18 protein-coding genes are annotated in these 16385 nt (G+C 51.6%); 7 read left to right on the top strand and 11 right to left on the bottom strand.

Going from position 1 to position 16385, the window contains the following annotated elements; translation table 11 throughout:
• Positions 1-30 precede the first annotated feature (30 nt).
• Entirely contained in the window at positions 31-219 is a 189-nt protein-coding gene (locus O6D90_RS11380) for a type II toxin-antitoxin system HicA family toxin (RefSeq protein ID WP_049259794.1), read from the bottom strand.
• A gap of 263 nt (positions 220-482) precedes the next feature.
• Between O6D90_RS11380 and O6D90_RS11375 the strand changes: the two genes are divergently transcribed.
• The 4 genes from O6D90_RS11375 to O6D90_RS11360 all read left to right on the top strand — a co-directional run bounded on the left by O6D90_RS11375 (position 483) and on the right by O6D90_RS11360 (position 3441).
• Positions 483-1886, top strand: a complete 1404-nt coding sequence (locus tag O6D90_RS11375) for a cytochrome ubiquinol oxidase subunit I (protein ID WP_016153156.1) — start codon at positions 483-485, stop codon at positions 1884-1886.
• On the top strand, positions 1886-2896 hold the full coding sequence (cydB, locus tag O6D90_RS11370) for a cytochrome d ubiquinol oxidase subunit II (RefSeq protein WP_016153157.1): 1011 nt from the start codon (positions 1886-1888) through the stop codon (positions 2894-2896). Before O6D90_RS11375 ends, cydB begins: the two co-directional genes overlap by 1 nt.
• Positions 2896-3021, top strand: coding sequence for a DUF2474 domain-containing protein (locus O6D90_RS11365; RefSeq protein WP_003020230.1), 126 nt, complete (start codon positions 2896-2898; stop codon positions 3019-3021). The genes cydB and O6D90_RS11365 overlap by 1 nt, the downstream gene beginning before the upstream one ends.
• A 189-nt stretch (positions 3022-3210) precedes the next feature.
• The gene (locus tag O6D90_RS11360) at positions 3211-3441 is read left to right on the top strand and encodes a DUF2554 family protein (RefSeq protein ID WP_016156585.1); all 231 of its coding nucleotides are present in this window, start codon (positions 3211-3213) and stop codon (positions 3439-3441) included.
• Positions 3442-3444: 3 nt separating this feature from the next.
• On the opposite strand, the gene O6D90_RS11355 is transcribed toward O6D90_RS11360, so the two are convergent.
• Complete coding sequence (locus tag O6D90_RS11355; protein WP_046275600.1) at positions 3445-5406, bottom strand: peptidase U32 family protein; 1962 nt, start codon at positions 5404-5406, stop codon at positions 3445-3447.
• A gap of 79 nt (positions 5407-5485) precedes the next feature.
• Positions 5486-6022, bottom strand: a complete 537-nt coding sequence (locus O6D90_RS11350; protein ID WP_016153160.1) for a helix-turn-helix domain-containing protein — start codon at positions 6020-6022, stop codon at positions 5486-5488.
• Between the two features lie 105 nt (positions 6023-6127).
• Between O6D90_RS11350 and O6D90_RS11345 the strand changes: the two genes are divergently transcribed.
• A complete protein-coding gene (locus O6D90_RS11345) occupies positions 6128-7294 on the top strand; it encodes a benzoate/H(+) symporter BenE family transporter (RefSeq protein ID WP_146111729.1) in 1167 nt (388 codons plus the stop codon).
• On the opposite strand, the gene O6D90_RS11340 is transcribed toward O6D90_RS11345, so the two are convergent.
• Positions 7277-8146, bottom strand: coding sequence for an AraC family transcriptional regulator (locus O6D90_RS11340; RefSeq protein ID WP_016156588.1), 870 nt, complete (start codon positions 8144-8146; stop codon positions 7277-7279). The two genes, O6D90_RS11345 and O6D90_RS11340, sit on opposite strands and share 18 nt — an antisense overlap.
• A gap of 184 nt (positions 8147-8330) precedes the next feature.
• Between O6D90_RS11340 and O6D90_RS11335 the strand changes: the two genes are divergently transcribed.
• Positions 8331-9239, top strand: coding sequence for a DMT family transporter (locus O6D90_RS11335; RefSeq protein ID WP_016156589.1), 909 nt, complete (start codon positions 8331-8333; stop codon positions 9237-9239).
• 109 nt (positions 9240-9348) lie between these two features.
• Here O6D90_RS11335 and tnpA read toward each other — a convergent pair whose 3' ends face one another.
• The 4 genes from tnpA to tehA form a co-directional block, all read right to left on the bottom strand.
• A complete protein-coding gene (gene tnpA, locus O6D90_RS11330; protein WP_016155868.1) occupies positions 9349-9807 on the bottom strand; it encodes an IS200/IS605 family transposase in 459 nt (152 codons plus the stop codon).
• A 178-nt stretch (positions 9808-9985) separates the two neighbouring features.
• On the bottom strand, positions 9986-10660 hold the full coding sequence (locus tag O6D90_RS11325; protein ID WP_016156591.1) for a DUF3313 domain-containing protein: 675 nt from the start codon (positions 10658-10660) through the stop codon (positions 9986-9988).
• Between the two features lie 155 nt (positions 10661-10815).
• Positions 10816-11412 (bottom strand): tellurite resistance methyltransferase TehB, encoded by a 597-nt coding sequence (gene tehB / locus O6D90_RS11320; RefSeq protein WP_016156592.1) that lies wholly within the window; start codon positions 11410-11412, stop codon positions 10816-10818.
• Positions 11412-12413 carry a dicarboxylate transporter/tellurite-resistance protein TehA gene (tehA, locus tag O6D90_RS11315; RefSeq protein WP_016156593.1) on the bottom strand — a complete coding sequence of 334 codons (1002 nt, stop codon included), beginning with the start codon at positions 12411-12413 and terminating at the stop codon, positions 11412-11414. Before tehA ends, tehB begins: the two co-directional genes overlap by 1 nt.
• Before the next feature lie 113 nt (positions 12414-12526).
• Between tehA and ydcK the strand changes: the two genes are divergently transcribed.
• Positions 12527-13507: a YdcK family protein gene (ydcK, locus tag O6D90_RS11310; protein WP_016156594.1), complete on the top strand. Its 981-nt coding sequence runs from the start codon at positions 12527-12529 to the stop codon at positions 13505-13507.
• Here ydcK and rimL read toward each other — a convergent pair.
• From rimL to O6D90_RS11295, 3 genes are all read right to left on the bottom strand, one after another.
• Positions 13499-14044, bottom strand: coding sequence for a 50S ribosomal protein L7/L12-serine acetyltransferase (gene rimL, locus O6D90_RS11305; protein ID WP_016156595.1), 546 nt, complete (start codon positions 14042-14044; stop codon positions 13499-13501). The genes ydcK and rimL overlap by 9 nt on opposite strands.
• A gap of 103 nt (positions 14045-14147) precedes the next feature.
• Positions 14148-14372, bottom strand: coding sequence for a YdcH family protein (locus tag O6D90_RS11300; protein WP_003833168.1), 225 nt, complete (start codon positions 14370-14372; stop codon positions 14148-14150).
• A gap of 167 nt (positions 14373-14539) precedes the next feature.
• Positions 14540-16195: a glucan biosynthesis protein D gene (locus O6D90_RS11295; protein WP_271143311.1), complete on the bottom strand. Its 1656-nt coding sequence runs from the start codon at positions 16193-16195 to the stop codon at positions 14540-14542.
• Positions 16196-16385: the final 190 nt, after the last annotated feature.

Below are 16385 nucleotides of genomic sequence, written 5' to 3'. Positions count from 1 at the left end.
ATTTTTTCAAAATCTCTCATATAATTAACCTCATATTGATGATGACTGTAAGCCAAGCTGCTTCAGGATCGATTTTCGCAAGGCTTCTTTTATTTCATCACCAGGATGCCTGGGCATAACGCTACGCCTTCCCTGATACCTCAACTTCAGATGATTTGAGCCGTTTGTAACAGCCACTCCCTGAGATTCAAGCCAGCGTCTGAACTCACTTTGCTTCACTGCGCCTCCCTGTCGTCTATTATACGCACAAAGTAAACATTTATGATTACCTTTTCATTACCTCGCTAGTGATAGCGTAAAATCACTCGCATGGGGAGGACGCGATTCAATAACAGGAATCCAGGTTCCAGATTTCATATCAGCCAGGCCAACCTATAACAGCACGACAACTGTTATGGTTAAAAAGAACTGTTCTGTTTCTGCCTTCCATTGCTTCGCAGCCTTAGAATTGCGCTAAATCAATTTTGCCTGCGGAGCTAAGCATGTTCGGTCTTGACGCGTTTCACCTGGCGAGGATCCAGTTCGCGTTTACGGTATCCTTTCACATCATCTTTCCGGCGATTACCATTGGCCTCGCCAGTTATCTGGCGGTGCTCGAAGGGTTATGGTTAAAAACGAAAAATCCGACCTGGCGCTCGCTATACCATTTCTGGTCGAAAATATTCGCCGTAAACTTTGGTATGGGCGTGGTTTCCGGGCTGGTGATGGCTTATCAGTTCGGCACGAACTGGAGTGGTTTTTCTGAGTTCGCCGGTAGCATCACCGGGCCGCTGCTGACCTATGAAGTATTAACCGCCTTCTTCCTCGAAGCGGGCTTCCTCGGGGTAATGCTGTTTGGCTGGAACCGGGTTGGCCCAGGACTTCACTTCTTCGCAACCTGTATGGTTGCGCTGGGTACTATTATTTCTACCTTCTGGATCCTCGCCTCCAACAGCTGGATGCAAACGCCACAGGGCTATGAAATTGTTAACGGGCAAGTTGTTCCCGTCGACTGGTTCGCCGTGATTTTCAATCCGTCATTCCCTTATCGTTTGCTGCATATGTCCGTTGCCGCCTTCCTGAGCAGCGCGCTGTTTGTCGCGGCATCAGCCGCATGGCATTTATTGCGCGGTAATAGCACGCCAGCAATTCGCGCTATGTTTTCAATGGCGCTGTGGATGACGTTAATCGTCGCTCCGCTGCAGGCCTTAATTGGCGATATGCACGGGTTGAATACGCTGAAGCACCAGCCTGCAAAAATTGCGGCGATTGAAGGACACTGGGAAAATCCGCCCGGTGAACCGACCCCGCTGCTGTTGTTCGGCTGGCCGGATATGGAGCAGGAGCGCACCCGCTATGGGCTGGAAATCCCGGCGCTGGGCAGCCTGATCCTGACTCATAGTCTGGATAAACAGGTCCCGGCGTTAAAAGAATTTCCGAAGGAGGACAGGCCCAATTCCACCATCGTGTTCTGGTCGTTTCGCATTATGGCAGGGTTAGGCATGCTGATGATCCTGCTGGGCGCGTTTGCCCTGTGGCTGCGTTATAAGGAGCGGCTATACACCTCACGTCCTTTCCTGCGTTTTGCATTGTGGATGGGGCCCTCCGGTCTGATTGCCATCCTTGCTGGCTGGGTGACCACCGAAGTTGGCCGTCAGCCGTGGGTGGTTTACGGTTTGCAACGTACGGCGGATGCGGTTTCCGCACATGGTGATTTACATATGAGCATCAGCCTACTGTCTTTCTTTGTGGTGTATAGCTCGGTGTTTGGCGTGGGTTACAGCTACATGATCCGCCTGATCCGTAAAGGACCACAGGAAGATGAGCCGACCATTCCACCAACAGGCACGCCGGCGCGGCCGCTTTCTGCTGTCGTTCTCGATTCTCAACCGGAGGCACACCGCTAATGGGTATCGATTTATCAGTTATCTGGTTTGTAATTATCGTGTTCGCCACGCTGATGTATATCGTGATGGACGGTTTTGATCTCGGGATCGGTATTTTATTCCCTGCGATTTCGGATGCGGATGACCGCGATGTGATGGTCAACAGCGTCGCCCCGGTATGGGACGGTAATGAAACCTGGCTGGTGTTGGGTGGCGCCGGATTATTCGGCGCTTTTCCCCTGGCCTATGCGGTGATTGTCGATGCGCTGACGATCCCATTGACCCTGATGCTCATCGGCCTGATATTTCGCGGCGTCGCGTTTGAGTTTCGCTTCAAAGCCACGCCGGCGCATCGACCATTCTGGGATAAAGCTTTTCTCGGCGGTTCAATCCTCGCGACATTCACTCAGGGTATTGTGGTCGGTGCCGTACTCAATGGATTTTCCGTCACCGGACGCAGCTACAGCGGCGGTCCTTTCGACTGGCTGACCCCCTTTACCCTGTTCTGCGGCGTGGGCCTGGTTGTAGCCTACGCCCTGTTGGGGGCAACATGGCTGGTGATGAAAAGCGAAAATCCGTTGCAGGATAAAATGCGCTGCGTGGCAAGAAAACTGCTGCTGGCGATGCTGGTTGTCATTGCCATTATCAGCCTGTGGACGCCGCTGGCGCACAGCGCCATTGCCGAGCGTTGGTTTAGCCTGCCCAATCTGTGGTTCCTGATGCCGGTTCCGCTCCTGGTTGCGCTGATTAGCCTCTGGCTGTGGCGCTCGCTGGGTCAGCAAAACAGCCATACGCTGCCTTTTGTATTGACGCTGGGGCTGATTTTTCTCGGGTTCAGCGGGCTGGGGATCAGTATCTGGCCCCACATCATTCCACCGTCCATTACGCTGTGGCAGGCGGCAGCTCCGGCGCAGAGTCAGGGCTTTATGTTGGTTGGCGCGCTGCTGATTATCCCGATAATCCTGGTGTACACCTTCTGGAGCTACTACGTTTTCCGCGGCAAAGTTCAACATGGTGAGGGGTATCATTGATGCAACAAACAATCTGGAAACGCCTGATGTGGCTGGTGATCCTCTGGGGCGGCAGCGTGCTGGCCCTGGCCGCCGTTGGTATGTTCTTTCGTCTCCTGATGACGGCCGCCGGATTTAAATCCTGATTCTCTCCCTGATAACAACCGGGCAGCGCTGCACTGCCCGGTTGTGACAAATCCCAACGTTATCTAAACAAAAATGTAAAAAACATCGAAATGACAAAACAGAGATTGTCATTAACCCGATTAAAATATTGAATAGTCACCTGGCGAAATTATCGTCAATTCCGCAGCTAACGTACCAGAGGGTGCATGATGTTTAAGAAAGGGTTAACGGTGTTATTGCTGGCCAGCGCGCTTTTTTCCGGTCAGCTTCTCGCTACCAATCAGGGACATGAATATATTCAGGTGCAGGATGCCGATCACTTATTACGACACACGGCCGACAGCGATGAGCTACGAATGACGGCGGAAGAATCCGCCGCCGATCTTCGCGAACACCATTACTGGCAAAAATCACGCAAACCCGATACACATCAGAGCTAACAGTTAGCTTTTACGCTTTGGCAACGTTTTCAGCAGTTCTTCAGGGCTGACGGAAGCCACCACGCTGCCCGGCAACGGCATCTTCAGAATGTGATGTTTCATCTTGCCGATCACGTGCATTTCGCACGGTCGGCAATCAAATTTCAGCGTCAGGACCTCATCGCCGTTAACCAGCTGCATCGGCGTGGCTTTCCAGCTTTTGATATTTCCTTTCGCCTGTTTCGGACACAGGTTAAACGCAAAACGCAGGCAATGTTTGGTGATCATCACCGGCACATCGCCCTTTTCTTCATGCGCCTCATAGGCGGCATCAATCAACTGCACGCCATAACGGTGATAAAACTCTCGCGCTTTATGGTTGTAGACGTTAGCCAGAAAGCTCAGATGCGTTTGCGGGTAAACCGGCGCCGGCTGGGCAACCGGTTTACGGCGACCGCGCTGATAGTTTTGCAAACGAGCTGCATCCAGCATATCGACCGCTTCACGTCGCAGCTGATTCAGTTGACCGTTCGGCACGAACAATGCTCCCGGCAGATTCACCTGAATATTACGGGCGTAATACAGCGTTTGTCCCAGTTTTGCCAGACCATCCTGCAGGTTGCTCAACGCTTTTTCTGCATTGTTCGCTTCCTCAAACTGGCCGTCCAGCGTATGGGTGATACTCACCCCCTCCTCACTGGTGAGCGTCAGGATCAACTGTTCCTGCCAGCCGCCCAGCTCAATATCGACCGCGACGCGGCGTTCGCTGGAGGTTTTGGTCAACGCTTGCTGCCAGTTATGATCGAGATTGCGGTTCAGCGGATGGTTGGCGCGCACTTTGTGCAGGTCGGCGGGCATTTCATTCGGCCACACCCGATAACGATTGTGCCCCGTTTTTTCAACGGTGTTGGCGCGAAATCCGACGACCTCACGCTTGATTAACACGTTCAGACCATCCCCGTTGGCCAGCGGTTCTGTTACCTCAACATCGAGATGATCTTTTGCCACCTTCAGGACTTCGCCAACCGGCAGACCGATGAACTTTGGTGAGTCGAATGCGCCGATATCCCCCTTACGGGCATTCACAAAATAATCGGTGCTGCCGCGATGGAAGGTCTTTTCCGTGGATGGAGTAAAGAAATGTTCGGTACGCCCGGCTGAAGAACGGGCAAGATCGCCGCGCTCTTCAATAATGGCGTCCAGCATCTGACGATAATGCGCGGTAATATTCTTCACATAGCTCATGTCTTTATAGCGCCCTTCAATTTTGAAGGAGCGCACGCCTGCGTCAATCAACGCGCCGAGGTTGGCGGTCTGATCGTTATCTTTCATCGACAGCAGATGTTTTTCATAGGATACGACGCGCCCCTGATCGTCTTTCAGGGTATACGGCAGGCGACAAGCCTGAGAACAGTCACCGCGGTTAGCGCTACGTCCGGTTTGCGCATGTGAAATATAACACTGGCCTGAATAGGCCACGCACAGCGCACCGTGAATGAAAAATTCAATAGTTGCATCCGTAGCCTGATGAATGGCGTGTATCTGCTCAAGGCTTAGTTCGCGCGCGAGGACAATTTGGGTGAATCCGACGTCAGAAAGAAACTTCGCCTTCTCGACGCTGCGAATATCACATTGGGTGCTGGCGTGCAGCTCAATGGGAGGGATATCCAGCTCCAGAATCCCCATATCCTGCACAATCAGGGCGTCAACGCCGGTCTGATACAGATCGGTAATTAATCGCTGTGCGGGCTCCAGCTCATCATCATGCAAGATTGTATTCAGCGTCACAAAGATTTTCGCCCCGTAACGATGCGCAAACGGCACCAGTTCGGCGATATCTTTCAGGCTGTTACTGGCGTTATGACGCGCGCCAAAACCCGGTCCGCCAATGTAAACGGCGTCAGCACCGTGCAAAATGGCTTCACGTGCAATGGCGGTATCCCGGGCCGGGCTTAACAATTCAAGGTGATGAGGCTGCTGGCGCATACAGTTGTTACCATCCACAAGTGGTAAAAATGGCGGCTATTGTAGTCACAAGCGCGGATTTTCGGAATAGTTTTCCCGACTAACCGCGCGGGTAATGGATCAGGGAATGAAAGTGAACCGTTTGTTCGCTACTGTTACGGTAGCTATGCGCCCTGTCTCCCGCAAAACGCACCCCCTCGCCGGATTTCATGGTGCGCCACTGCCCCTCAATACACATATCCAGCAGCCCATTTATCACCACCACGTGCTCTATAACGCCGGTTTCATGCGGAGTCGATTCACTGAGTGCGCCGGGTGCCAGCTGTATCGAAAAATGATCGAAGCACAGCTGTGGGTCCCACGGAAACAATGGCGTGACGACCATCGCCTGCTGCTGGGGATCGAATGTTGGCGCGCCGTCTGACTCTGGCGGTGAAATAAACGTCGAGAACGGCACGTTCAGTCCGGTGGCAATTTTCCACAATGTCGCCACCGTTGGGCTGGATTCGTTGCGCTCAATCTGCCCCAACATGGCTTTTGACACGCCGGTTTCCTCCGCCAAACGTGACAGGCTCCATTCCCGCTGGTGACGTAGCGTGCGGAGCGTTGTGGCCAGATAGTGGGTTAAGTTTTCCATTTTTCGCCTTCCTGACTCTCCTTTCTCAAGGCTACAGCTTAGCACTTGTACGCTATAACGCACAGTGCTACATTGATTGACCGTTATAACGCACACGGAGTGACTATGCGCGCATTTTCTATCCCACTGCCCACCGTATTATCGGGTTTTGTGGCTGTCCTGGTCGGTTACGCCAGCTCGGCTGCCATTATCTGGCAAGCGGCCCTGGCCGCAGGTGCGACCACCGATCAAATCGCGGGCTGGATGACCGCGCTGGGGATTGCAATGGGCGTCAGTACGCTGGCGCTGACGTTATGGTATCGCGCTCCTGTGCTCACGGCCTGGTCAACACCTGGCGCCGCGCTGCTGGTTACGGGTCTGCACGGGGTATCGATTCAGGATGCTATCGGCGTTTTTATCGTAGCTAACGCGTTGATTGTGCTGTGCGGCATAACCGGATTGTTTGCCCGTCTGATGAAAATAATCCCCCACTCACTGGCATCAGCCATGCTGGCCGGGATCCTACTGCGCTTTGGTCTGCAGGCCTTTAATAGCCTCAACAGTGAGCTTATTTTGTGCGGTAGTATGCTGGTGGCATGGCTGGTATTTAAAGTCACAGCCCCACGGTACGCGACGATCGCCGCGATGCTGGCGGGTGTCGCTATCGCGCTAATAAAAGGTGACATTGTCACAAGTGGAGTGGCTTTGTCGCCGGTCATGCCTGCGTTTATTACCCCACACTTTTCATTTGCCCACAGTATCAGCATTGCGCTACCGCTGTTTCTGGTTACCATGGCTTCGCAAAATGCCCCAGGTATTGCCACTATGAATGCGTCGGGCTATTCATTACCCGTTTCACCGCTCATTATCTTTACCGGCCTGCTGGCGCTGATGTTTTCGCCGTTTGGCGTCTACTCCATCTGCATTGCCGCCATAACCGCCGCAATTTGCCAAAGTCCCGAAGCGCATCCTGATGCCAAACGACGCTGGCTCGCCGCCGCCGCGGCTGGCGTCTTCTATCTTCTGGCAGGGGTGTTTGGCGGTTCAGTCACAGGACTAATGGCGGCACTACCCGTAAGCTGGATCCAGATGCTGGCCGGTCTGGCCTTGCTCGGGACAATTAGCGGTAGTTTGTATCAGGCGTTGCATAATGAAGCGGAACGCGATGCAGCCATCGTTACGTTTTTGGTCACGGCCAGCGGCCTGACGTTATTGGGGATTGGATCTGCATTCTGGGGGCTGGTCGTAGGCGGTATCTGCTACGCCGTGTTGACGTTATTTCGCCGCACGTAGCTGCGTTGGCGTTTTACCGGTTACCTGTTTAAACCGGTTACTAAAATGGCTTGCCGAACTGAATCCGCAGGTCATCGCAATATCTGACAAACTGCGCGAAGTGTAACAGACCAGATGCTGCGCCAGCGCCATACGACGTTGCATCACATACTGATGCGGTGCCATATTCATCGACTGGCGGAACATTCTGGCAAAATGGAATTCGCTGAGCGCCGCCTCGCTAGCCAGGTCGTTCAGGGTGATTGGATACGCCAGATGCGCGTCAATATAGGCCAGCACGTTACGCAGGGTGACGGGCGCGAGTCCCCCGGTGACGGTGGGCAGTCGCCATTGAACGTTGCTGTAATGCTGGATCAGATGCGTTAACAGTAGCGAAGATGCCGCGCTGAGCGTGAGATGATTGGCCGGTTGCTGCCAGTCGTTATCAAGCAGAAACTGACGGTAAACCGCCGTGATCCCCGGGTCACTGCCAAACGTGTGCTCGTCCAGCGTGAAGCTATAGGGGCTTTTATCCCAGACTTTTTCCCCCACTTCGCGCAGATGTGCGTCGGTACAATAGAGATGAACAAAGGAAAGATCGTCGCGGATATCCCAACTTGACTCGCTCTCTTTCGGCATCAGGCAAAAACGGTCCGGTCCGCCGCCATTCTTCCAGCCCCCCGCCGTTTTGTGGTAACTCTCGTAGCCATCCGCGATATATAAACTGAGCGTATGGTGATCGCAATACTGGGTGATGGTATCGCGCTTGTTTGACCAGGCCGCCAGTTGGATCCCTGAATGTAACGCAACCGATTCATGCAGCACGGCATTATGTTTGCGTAAGTTTTCAAAGGCATCGTAGGGCTGAGGCATACCATCACATTCAAAATAAGTTAGCAGGCTTTCAGTCTATAACAGCCACATATTGTTAACAGCTTCCTTTTCGCTTTTACGCTAAAAAAGCGCAAGATTTTGCAAGTCCGCCGCAAACCGATGAAAGCCTCCTGCCGCCAGACATGACACAGTGTGAACCTGAATCCAAAAAAGAGAGAGTTGTATGAACGCACTGTTGTACTGCCTGGTGGTGGTAATTTGGGGAACGACATGGATTGCGATTTATTTGCAGCAGGGCCCGGTTTCTGCGCCGGTTTCTATCTTTTGGCGCTTCGCCGTTGCCAGTTCGCTGATGATAGTGATCCTGCTGGTTAGCGGTAAATTACGCAAACTGTCTGGTCGCGATCATCTGTTTTGTCTGTTACAGGGGGGATGCGTTTTTTGCTTCAACTTCTGGTGTTTTTATACGGCTGCGGCCTGGATTAATACCGGCCTGGAGTCGGTGATTTTCTCAATGGCCGTCCTGTTCAATGCGGTCAATAGCTTCATCTTTTTTGGGCAAAGACCACCGCTGCGTTTCTATATCGCAGCCGGTCTCGGACTGACGGGCATTGTGACTCTGTTCTGGCAGGATTTGCTCAACAGCGGATTCAATCATTCCTTGCTGCTGGGTATCGGCTTAAGCGCCCTTGGAACCTTCGGTTTCTCATTGGGTAATATGATCAGCATGCGTCACCAGAAAAAAGGGCTGGAAGTGTTAACGACCAACAGTTGGGCCATGCTGTACGGCACGCTGTTGATCGCTGCCATTGCGCTGATGCGCGGGGACAATTTTACGCCACAGTGGACATTCAGCTATCTCAGCGCGCTGTTATATCTGGCTATTTTTGGCTCAGTGATTGCTTTCGGCGCTTATTTCACACTGGTAGGTCGCATTGGTCCCAGTAGGGCGGCATACAGTACCCTGCTTTTCCCGCTGGTTGCGTTAACGCTGTCAACATTGTATGAAGGATACGTCTGGCAGGTTAACGCTATTGCCGGATTGGTATTGATTTTACTGGGGAATATGGTGATGTTTGCCCGACCAGAAGTGCTGATGGGTAAACTATTCTATCGACGCCGGGTGGCATAAAATAAATATCCTCCGGCATAGCCGGAGGTTTTTCGGATGCGCCTATAAGGCTCTGTTACCAGCCGCGCCCTAACAGGCGCATACGATCTGACATTTGCATCAGACTTCGTTACTTACGGCCCGTAAACGGGCTACCCGCATAAGGGATCGATAACTGCTCACCCATTTTATCTTCTGCAAGCTGGTGCTTTATGTATTCCTGTATCTTCACCGTGTTCTTACCCACCGTATCTACGTAGTATCCCCGGCACCAGAACTCTCTATTCCTGTACTTGAATTTCATATCCCCAAACTGTTCATACAGCATCAGACTGCTTTTCCCTTTCAGATACCCCATAAAGCCGGATACGCTCATTTTGGGTGGGATTTCCACAAGCATATGAATATGATCTACACAGCATTCCGCTTCCAGGATCCGCACGTTTTTCCACTCACACAGCTTTCTTAAGATGCTGCCTATCGCCCTGCGTTTCTCACCGTAGAATGCTTGTCTTCGGTATTTGGGCGCAAAAACTATGTGATATTTACAGTTCCATCGGGTGTGCGCTAAGCTCTTTTCGTCCCCCATTGGGACCCCCTTTTGATTTCTTGTTAAACATTTGCAGTTGCCAGACCGCAATGTGTTTTAACAAATCAAAAGGGGTTTTAATAACTGGCCCAAAGCTGAAAGCTTTCCGGAACCCCCAGCCTAGCTGGGGGTTTTCTGTGCACAAAAAACGCACCATCCTGAGATGGTGCGTTGATTATTATTGTGGTTTTTTGTTCACGTCAAACATGGTGGCATCCGTCGCCATGTCATCAATAACTTTCTTCAACGTTTCGAACGCCATCGGCGTGCTTTCGTTGCTCAGATCTTTACCTTCACCCTTACGTACAACTTTAATTACCGGTTTATTGGTCGCAGCATCAATCAACTCACCCTCGAAATAGAGGTTGGTATCCATGGTACGGTGACCCGTTGCCATTTGTGTTCCCGCAACGAGTAGCGCAACCGGGATCACTTCATAGAACTGCAGACCTTCTTTGCTTGTTGCAACACCGGTAATCGCTCCGCGGAAAATCAGGCTACGTGGCCCAGGGGTAGTAACCAGGGGCTTACGCTTGCTGATGGCGGATTTCAACTGGGTATTGGTGTAGGTCAGCAGTTGATCAAGAACCTGCTGCCCTACCTGCGTGGTAGGTTTAGGAACCGGATAATACGTTACCGGGTTATATACAATGTTGTCATATTTGGATTCGTTGTAGCTCGGATCAACCCAACGGAGTACGGTTTGTCCCGATGCTGATTGTGTTTCCTTCAAATCAGAGTAATTTTTTAAAAAACCAGAATATTTATCCGGCGCAGTCACTTTTGACGCACAGCCGGATAATGCCAACAAGCCAGTAAGCACTGCAACTTTAAATAAAGTTTGAGTACGCATGAAACGATCCCTTTAGTTTTCGCAATGATGCTTAAAAAGGATAGCAAAACAGTTTCATTTTGGATGTACTAAAAATGGTAAACACCGCACAATTTTCTCTCTGCGCCCGGCACAAAAAATGCTGAGCGCAGAAAGAGTTAACCCAGGCGGGAGGTTCAGGCAGTTTTGCGTGCCAGCATTGTGGCAAAGCGCAGTTTAATTCGATTACCGTTTTCATCCGTACGATGAAGTTCACCCACGTCTTCGTTATATTTCAGCAGATCCCATCCGCTGTAATAATTGCGCAATTCTCCGGTTTTAAACGCGAACGGGAAACCCACGGTACACGGAAAATCATCGGTATCCATCGCCGCGACAATTAAGTTATATCCGCCCGGTTTAGTGCAACGCTGCATATTTTCAATAAGGCCAGGGATAGTTTTGGCTTCAAGGAACATCAGCACAACGGTAGAAAGAATAAAATCATATTCGCCATCAAAGCGTAATGCGTTGAGATCCGCGACGTTCGCGTGCAGATTGGTCAGCCCTTCCGCCGCTTTGATACGCTCAAGGTTAGCGATGCTCATGGGATTTTTATCCCATGCTGTCACGTCATAACCGTTTGCCGCAAGGTACAGGCTGTTACGACCGTTACCGCAGCCCAGGTCTAACGTTTTACCTGGCTTAACAATTTTTGCCGCTTCAACAACATCGGAATGCGTACGAGTTAAATCGTATTTCTCAGTAAAGTAGTTTTCGTCGCAAAGGGTCATTATTTATCCTCAGATTTCAGTAATGCAGCACGCTCCGTGCGGATGAGCAGTTTCCCCTGCATCAGCAATGCAAACGTACGTACCAGTAATAATGCAATGATAAAATTGGTAAAAATAAACAGTGGGATCGACAGCGTATGAAAAAATCCTGACTCGCTACCGTGGCCCAGATGCAGCCCTGTTGTTGCCAGAGCCGACACGCCAAACGAGAAGCTCCAGAAAGACGCATTAAATGGCTGTGACAAATACCACGGCATGAGCCGCAGCATGAACAGCAGTTGCAGCAGACCATAGCCGAACAACATTTTGGCTAACGTATCGCCCTCGCCGCCGTTAACGCTAAGCCAGGCACTGCAGGCGACCAGCGCAGGCGCCAGTTGAATGCCAAGTGAAGTACGTAACACCGCAGGCAACTCGCCGCAGCTACGTAAACGTTGCAGAATCACCGGCTCCAGGCTGAGCCAGGAAAAAACCCCGGCGCCTAAAAACACCAATCCTGCGTCGTTGAAACCCAGTGCGCCACAGGCCATCGCACTGATAAAGTTATTGGCGACGGTCGGCAGATACAGACCCGGCGTGGTGGCTTCCTCTGGATGCGATCCACGCCACAACCCTGCCGTTTGCCAGGCGGCGTAGGCCAGCTGTATCACCACGCCAATGCTGAACAACCCAATCGCCAGCGGTCGATACCACGGGACAAAACCAATCGCGACCAGCATCGTTGTGGCCGGAAACAGACTGACAAAGCTGCTCATCACCGGGTGACGAATTTCCGCCAATACGCTATGCGGAAAACGCAGTAAACGGCTCAGAAAAGCCAGCGTCAGCAGCCCCCAAATGACCATTGCGAGGATCACTAAACCGTCGCCAATCAAGTGACTCACTGGCCACACCTGACTGGCATAACGCCACGCAAACCCCATCCCAATGATGCCCAGTACCATGCCAAAATAACCGGCCGGAAGATTGAGGACCCGCTCACTCTGCTTGTTCTTACTCATTTTGTTTATTTTTTAAAGTATATTTGAAATGCATTTTATGGAATTTCCGCTGATTTAGCCAGTGCGGATAACTTTGCTACGTTTAACTAAGGTGCGCAACATGGAAATGAGCTATGACCAAATATCGTCTCAGCGATGAGTCTCGATCCTTTAGTTACCAGGATAATGGCAATAAAAAAAGCGTATTACTACGCCAAATCATTGCGCTCACTGATTTTAATGATGTCCAGGCCGGCACGCCCGGTGGCTGGATCGACAATGAAAGCGTGCTGTCACAAAGCGGTGATTGCTGGATTTACGATGAAAACGCGCTCGCATTTTCCGGCGCGACGATTACAGGAAACGCCCGCATTACTCAGGCAAGCGTGGTCAGAGATGGCGCGCAAATTAGCGATGACGTGTGGATTGACCGGGCTGAAATCAGTCATAACGCGCAAATACGTGACAACGTCACCATTCAGGATTCTGTGGTTCGCGGCGAGTGCCTTCTCTTTGGTGATGCGCGCGTGATGTGTGACTCTGAAATCATCGCCGCCAGGGGGCTAACCCGTGAAAACGACCAGCTCCTGCAAATTTATGATCGGGCTTTTGTCAGCCACTCACGAGTGGTGCATCAGGCGCAGATCTATGGCAATGCGAAAATCAACTATGCCTTTATTGAACATCGGGCGGAAGTTTTTGATTTCGCACAGGTGGAAGGTAATGAAGAGAACAATGTCTGGATTTGCGATTGCGCCAAAGTCTATGGATATGCGCGCGTCATCGCCGGGAGCGAAGAAGATGCCATACCTACCCTACGCTACAGCTCGCAGGTGGCGGAGCACGCGGTAGTTGAAGGTAACTGCGTGCTGAAACACCACGTGTTGGTCGGCGGTCATGCGCAATTACGCGGTGGACCGCTCCAGTTAGATGACCACATCCTGATTGAAGGCCACGTCTGCGTGCTGGGCGAAGTGCTGATCGAGCATCACATTGAGATAACCGGTCAGGCGCATATCCAGGCGTTTGATGGCGATACCATTCACCTACGCGGACCGAAAGTGATTAACGGTGAACAGCGCATTACGCGCACGCCTATCGCAGGTTTATTCTGAAGAGCCATCAATGATGCGGGCGTAGAGATTCACATCATAGTAATCACCATTAAGGAATTCCGCCTGTTGCATACATCCTTCCAGTTGGAAGCCATTACGTAGCGCCACCTGGTTACTCTCAACGTTTTCTACGCGACATTTAATCACGAAGCGGCGAATCTCCTGACGCTGCGCATAATGATGAATTAAGGCCTGTAGCGCCTGGGACATGATGCCTTTACCCTGATGCTCCTCATCCAGCCAGTAGCCGATATAAGCCGCTTTGTTCAGCGGTTCTATCTGGTTAAACGAGATAACCCCGACCACATTTTCTTGCGCAAAAATCAGGAACATTTTGGCGTAACCGCGCTGGTGCAACATCATATTGCCCTGCACATTCTTGCGGGTGTCCTCCTCAGAGGCAACAAACTGCGGCCAGTTCAGCGACTGCTGGAGCCAGCTTTTATTTTTAAGCACCAACTGATGCAGAGGCGTGACGTGTTGCTCTTCTACGGCACGCAGTTCCAGCGTGTCATTGATGGTAATCACTTCTGACATTTTCATTCCGTTATGATGGTTAAGCAGGCCACCCTGCTCAATCAAATAAAAACAGGAAGGGCTCCCTTTTGGAAGCCCTTTTACACAGCAAGCGCCGTTTTACTTAGCTCTCACTGACACTCTCTTTTTGCAATATTTTGAGCAGATCTTCCTTCAGGTGGAGTTTCTGTTTCTTAAGGCGAACAATGTCCAAACTATACCCCCGACCATCCGAACCTTCCAGTCTGGAGATCTCATGATCAAGGCTGTTGTGTTTTTCGAATAAGGACAGAAAGCGAGGGTTCTCGGATTTCAGTCGGGAAATAAGGTCTCTGTATTCTGGAAACATACTTTCTCCCTGTTAGTGGAAAAGGACGTGTATAAGAAATACACACCTCCAGAGTACCCACTTGACTTACAGAAAAATGCGAACGGGATCGAGTAAATAGTGTACAGAATGGTTGTGAAGAGGATTACAGATTCGGCCCCCCATTCGGAGAGCCGTAAAGGGAGTGATTAACGCATCTCGCGGTCGTCAACGTACTGACGTTTATCCGGCGCTGGCGGGAAGTACTGATACAGCCAGGTTTCACTGATGGCGTCGCCCTGACAACGCAGGAACATACGCATATCTACCGGATCGGTTGAGTCAGAGGTCGGATACCAGTCAAACTGAATGCGATAACCGTCGATAGGTTCCACGTAAAGGATCTCAATCTGTTTCGCTTCACCGCTGGAGAGCGTAATCACCGGTTCAATACCCTTCGGCGCTGCGGCTTTTAGATCGCCACCAACGAAATCAACAGCAAAACGTCGCGCCCATTTTTCCGGGTAGTGCTCGCCCGGCGCCCATCCTTCCGGGAAGCCGCCCATGCCTGTTCGGGTCGCCATCACGCGAGCCAGCGGTGAACGCACCGGCGGCTGAGCACTCCAGTACAGGCGATATTTGAATTCCAGATCATCGCCCGCTTTGATCGACCTTTCAGGCTGCCAGAAGCAGACGACGTTATCCAGCGTTTCGCCGGTCGTCGGGATCTCCATCAGGCCGATAGTCCCCTTGCCCCACTGGTTACGCGGTTCGACCCACAGGCTCGGACGCTTGTTGTACCAGCCCATGATATCCTGGTAATGGGAGAAGTCGCGATCGAGCTGCAGCAAGCCAAACCCTTTCGGGTTGTTATCGGTATAGGCGTTGAACTGCAGTTTTTGCGGGTTATTCAGCGGGCGGCAGATCCACTCGCCATTGCCCCGCCACATCGCCAGACGGTCGGAATCGTGAATTTGCGGGTGAATGGTGTCGCACATCCGACGTTCATTGTTGCCGCAGCTAAACATGCTGGTCATCGGTGCAATACCGAGCTGCTTGATGTCTTTGCGCGCATAGATGTGGTTTTGTACATCCATGATCACCTGCGTTTTCTCGCAGTGGATCACGAACTTAAATGCACCGGTTACGCTGGGGCTGTCGAGAAGCGCATACACGGTAAAGGAGGTTGCGCCCGGTTTGACCGTTTCAAACCAGAAAGAGGTGAAATCAGGAAACTCTTCTTTGCTGTCGGTGTAGGTATCTACCGCCAGACCGCGGGCCGATAAACCATACTGATAGGTGTCATCCACGGCGCGGAAATAGCTGGCGCCCAGGAAAGAAACGATATCGCGACGGGCTAATTCTGGCGCTTTAAACACGCGGAACCCGGCGAACCCGAGGTCAGTCTGCCCTTCCAGCTGTTTGGTATCCACACCCGCATCATTGTATTTAAACAGTTCCGGACGGAAGTGGATTTCGCGCGCCATATGCGTGCTGCCATCAACCGAGAACATGCGTACGCGGCGACGGAAGCCCATTCCCACGTGGAAGAACTGCGCATCAAGCTGACGATTTTCAACATTGTTCCACAGAGACTGCTCTGCGTCATATTGAATGCTGTTGTAGGCCTGAGGCGTCAGTTTGGCCAGCGTGTCAGGTAACGCGCGCGGTGCGCCGCCCCAGGGCTTCTGTGCTAAGTCATGGACCATCGATTGCAGAACGGAAAAATCAAAACGTACGGTTTTTCCGTCTGCAATGTCAGACTCTGCCGCAAAGGCGGCGCTGGAAAAGAGTGATGCAATACCACTGGTTCCGCACACGGCGGCCATTGCCATTGAACCTTTAATAAATCGTCTGCGATTCATGCCTGAAAGTAAGTCCTTCTGGTCGTGTAAATGGTCCCGCGCCGGCCATAATCAGCGGCAAGAGAGTGCACATTTCTGACCGCTCACTCTAGACAAAATTCATTAATAATCCAATTGTTGGTCGCCGATTATCTGTACAAAATCGAAAATATTTTATGTCGATGGGAACAGACCGAATCCCATGTAAATT

Origin of the sequence: Citrobacter sp. 21OH12SH02A-Citro, assembly GCF_027919895.1 — a bacterium.
GTDB lineage: Bacteria > Pseudomonadota > Gammaproteobacteria > Enterobacterales > Enterobacteriaceae > Citrobacter > Citrobacter braakii.
This window is presented reverse-complemented; position numbering and strand designations above follow the sequence as displayed.

Coding starts and splice junctions, on each gene's coding strand:
- O6D90_RS11360 (WP_016156585.1), top strand. CDS start 3,211: ATGTTTAAGAAAGGGTTAACGGTGTTATTGCTGGCCAGCGCGCTTTTT.
- O6D90_RS11295 (WP_271143311.1), bottom strand. CDS start 16,195: ATGAATCGCAGACGATTTATTAAAGGTTCAATGGCAATGGCCGCCGTG.
- O6D90_RS11355 (WP_046275600.1), bottom strand. CDS start 5,406: ATGCGCCAGCAGCCTCATCACCTTGAATTGTTAAGCCCGGCCCGGGAT.
- cydB (WP_016153157.1), top strand. CDS start 1,886: ATGGGTATCGATTTATCAGTTATCTGGTTTGTAATTATCGTGTTCGCC.
- O6D90_RS11335 (WP_016156589.1), top strand. CDS start 8,331: ATGAACGCACTGTTGTACTGCCTGGTGGTGGTAATTTGGGGAACGACA.
- tnpA (WP_016155868.1), bottom strand. CDS start 9,807: ATGGGGGACGAAAAGAGCTTAGCGCACACCCGATGGAACTGTAAATAT.
- ydcK (WP_016156594.1), top strand. CDS start 12,527: ATGACCAAATATCGTCTCAGCGATGAGTCTCGATCCTTTAGTTACCAG.
- O6D90_RS11375 (WP_016153156.1), top strand. CDS start 483: ATGTTCGGTCTTGACGCGTTTCACCTGGCGAGGATCCAGTTCGCGTTT.
- tehB (WP_016156592.1), bottom strand. CDS start 11,412: ATGACCCTTTGCGACGAAAACTACTTTACTGAGAAATACGATTTAACT.
- O6D90_RS11300 (WP_003833168.1), bottom strand. CDS start 14,372: ATGTTTCCAGAATACAGAGACCTTATTTCCCGACTGAAATCCGAGAAC.
- rimL (WP_016156595.1), bottom strand. CDS start 14,044: ATGTCAGAAGTGATTACCATCAATGACACGCTGGAACTGCGTGCCGTA.
- O6D90_RS11325 (WP_016156591.1), bottom strand. CDS start 10,660: ATGCGTACTCAAACTTTATTTAAAGTTGCAGTGCTTACTGGCTTGTTG.
- O6D90_RS11350 (WP_016153160.1), bottom strand. CDS start 6,022: ATGGAAAACTTAACCCACTATCTGGCCACAACGCTCCGCACGCTACGT.
- O6D90_RS11340 (WP_016156588.1), bottom strand. CDS start 8,146: ATGCCTCAGCCCTACGATGCCTTTGAAAACTTACGCAAACATAATGCC.
- tehA (WP_016156593.1), bottom strand. CDS start 12,413: ATGAGTAAGAACAAGCAGAGTGAGCGGGTCCTCAATCTTCCGGCCGGT.
- O6D90_RS11345 (WP_146111729.1), top strand. CDS start 6,128: ATGCGCGCATTTTCTATCCCACTGCCCACCGTATTATCGGGTTTTGTG.
- O6D90_RS11365 (WP_003020230.1), top strand. CDS start 2,896: ATGCAACAAACAATCTGGAAACGCCTGATGTGGCTGGTGATCCTCTGG.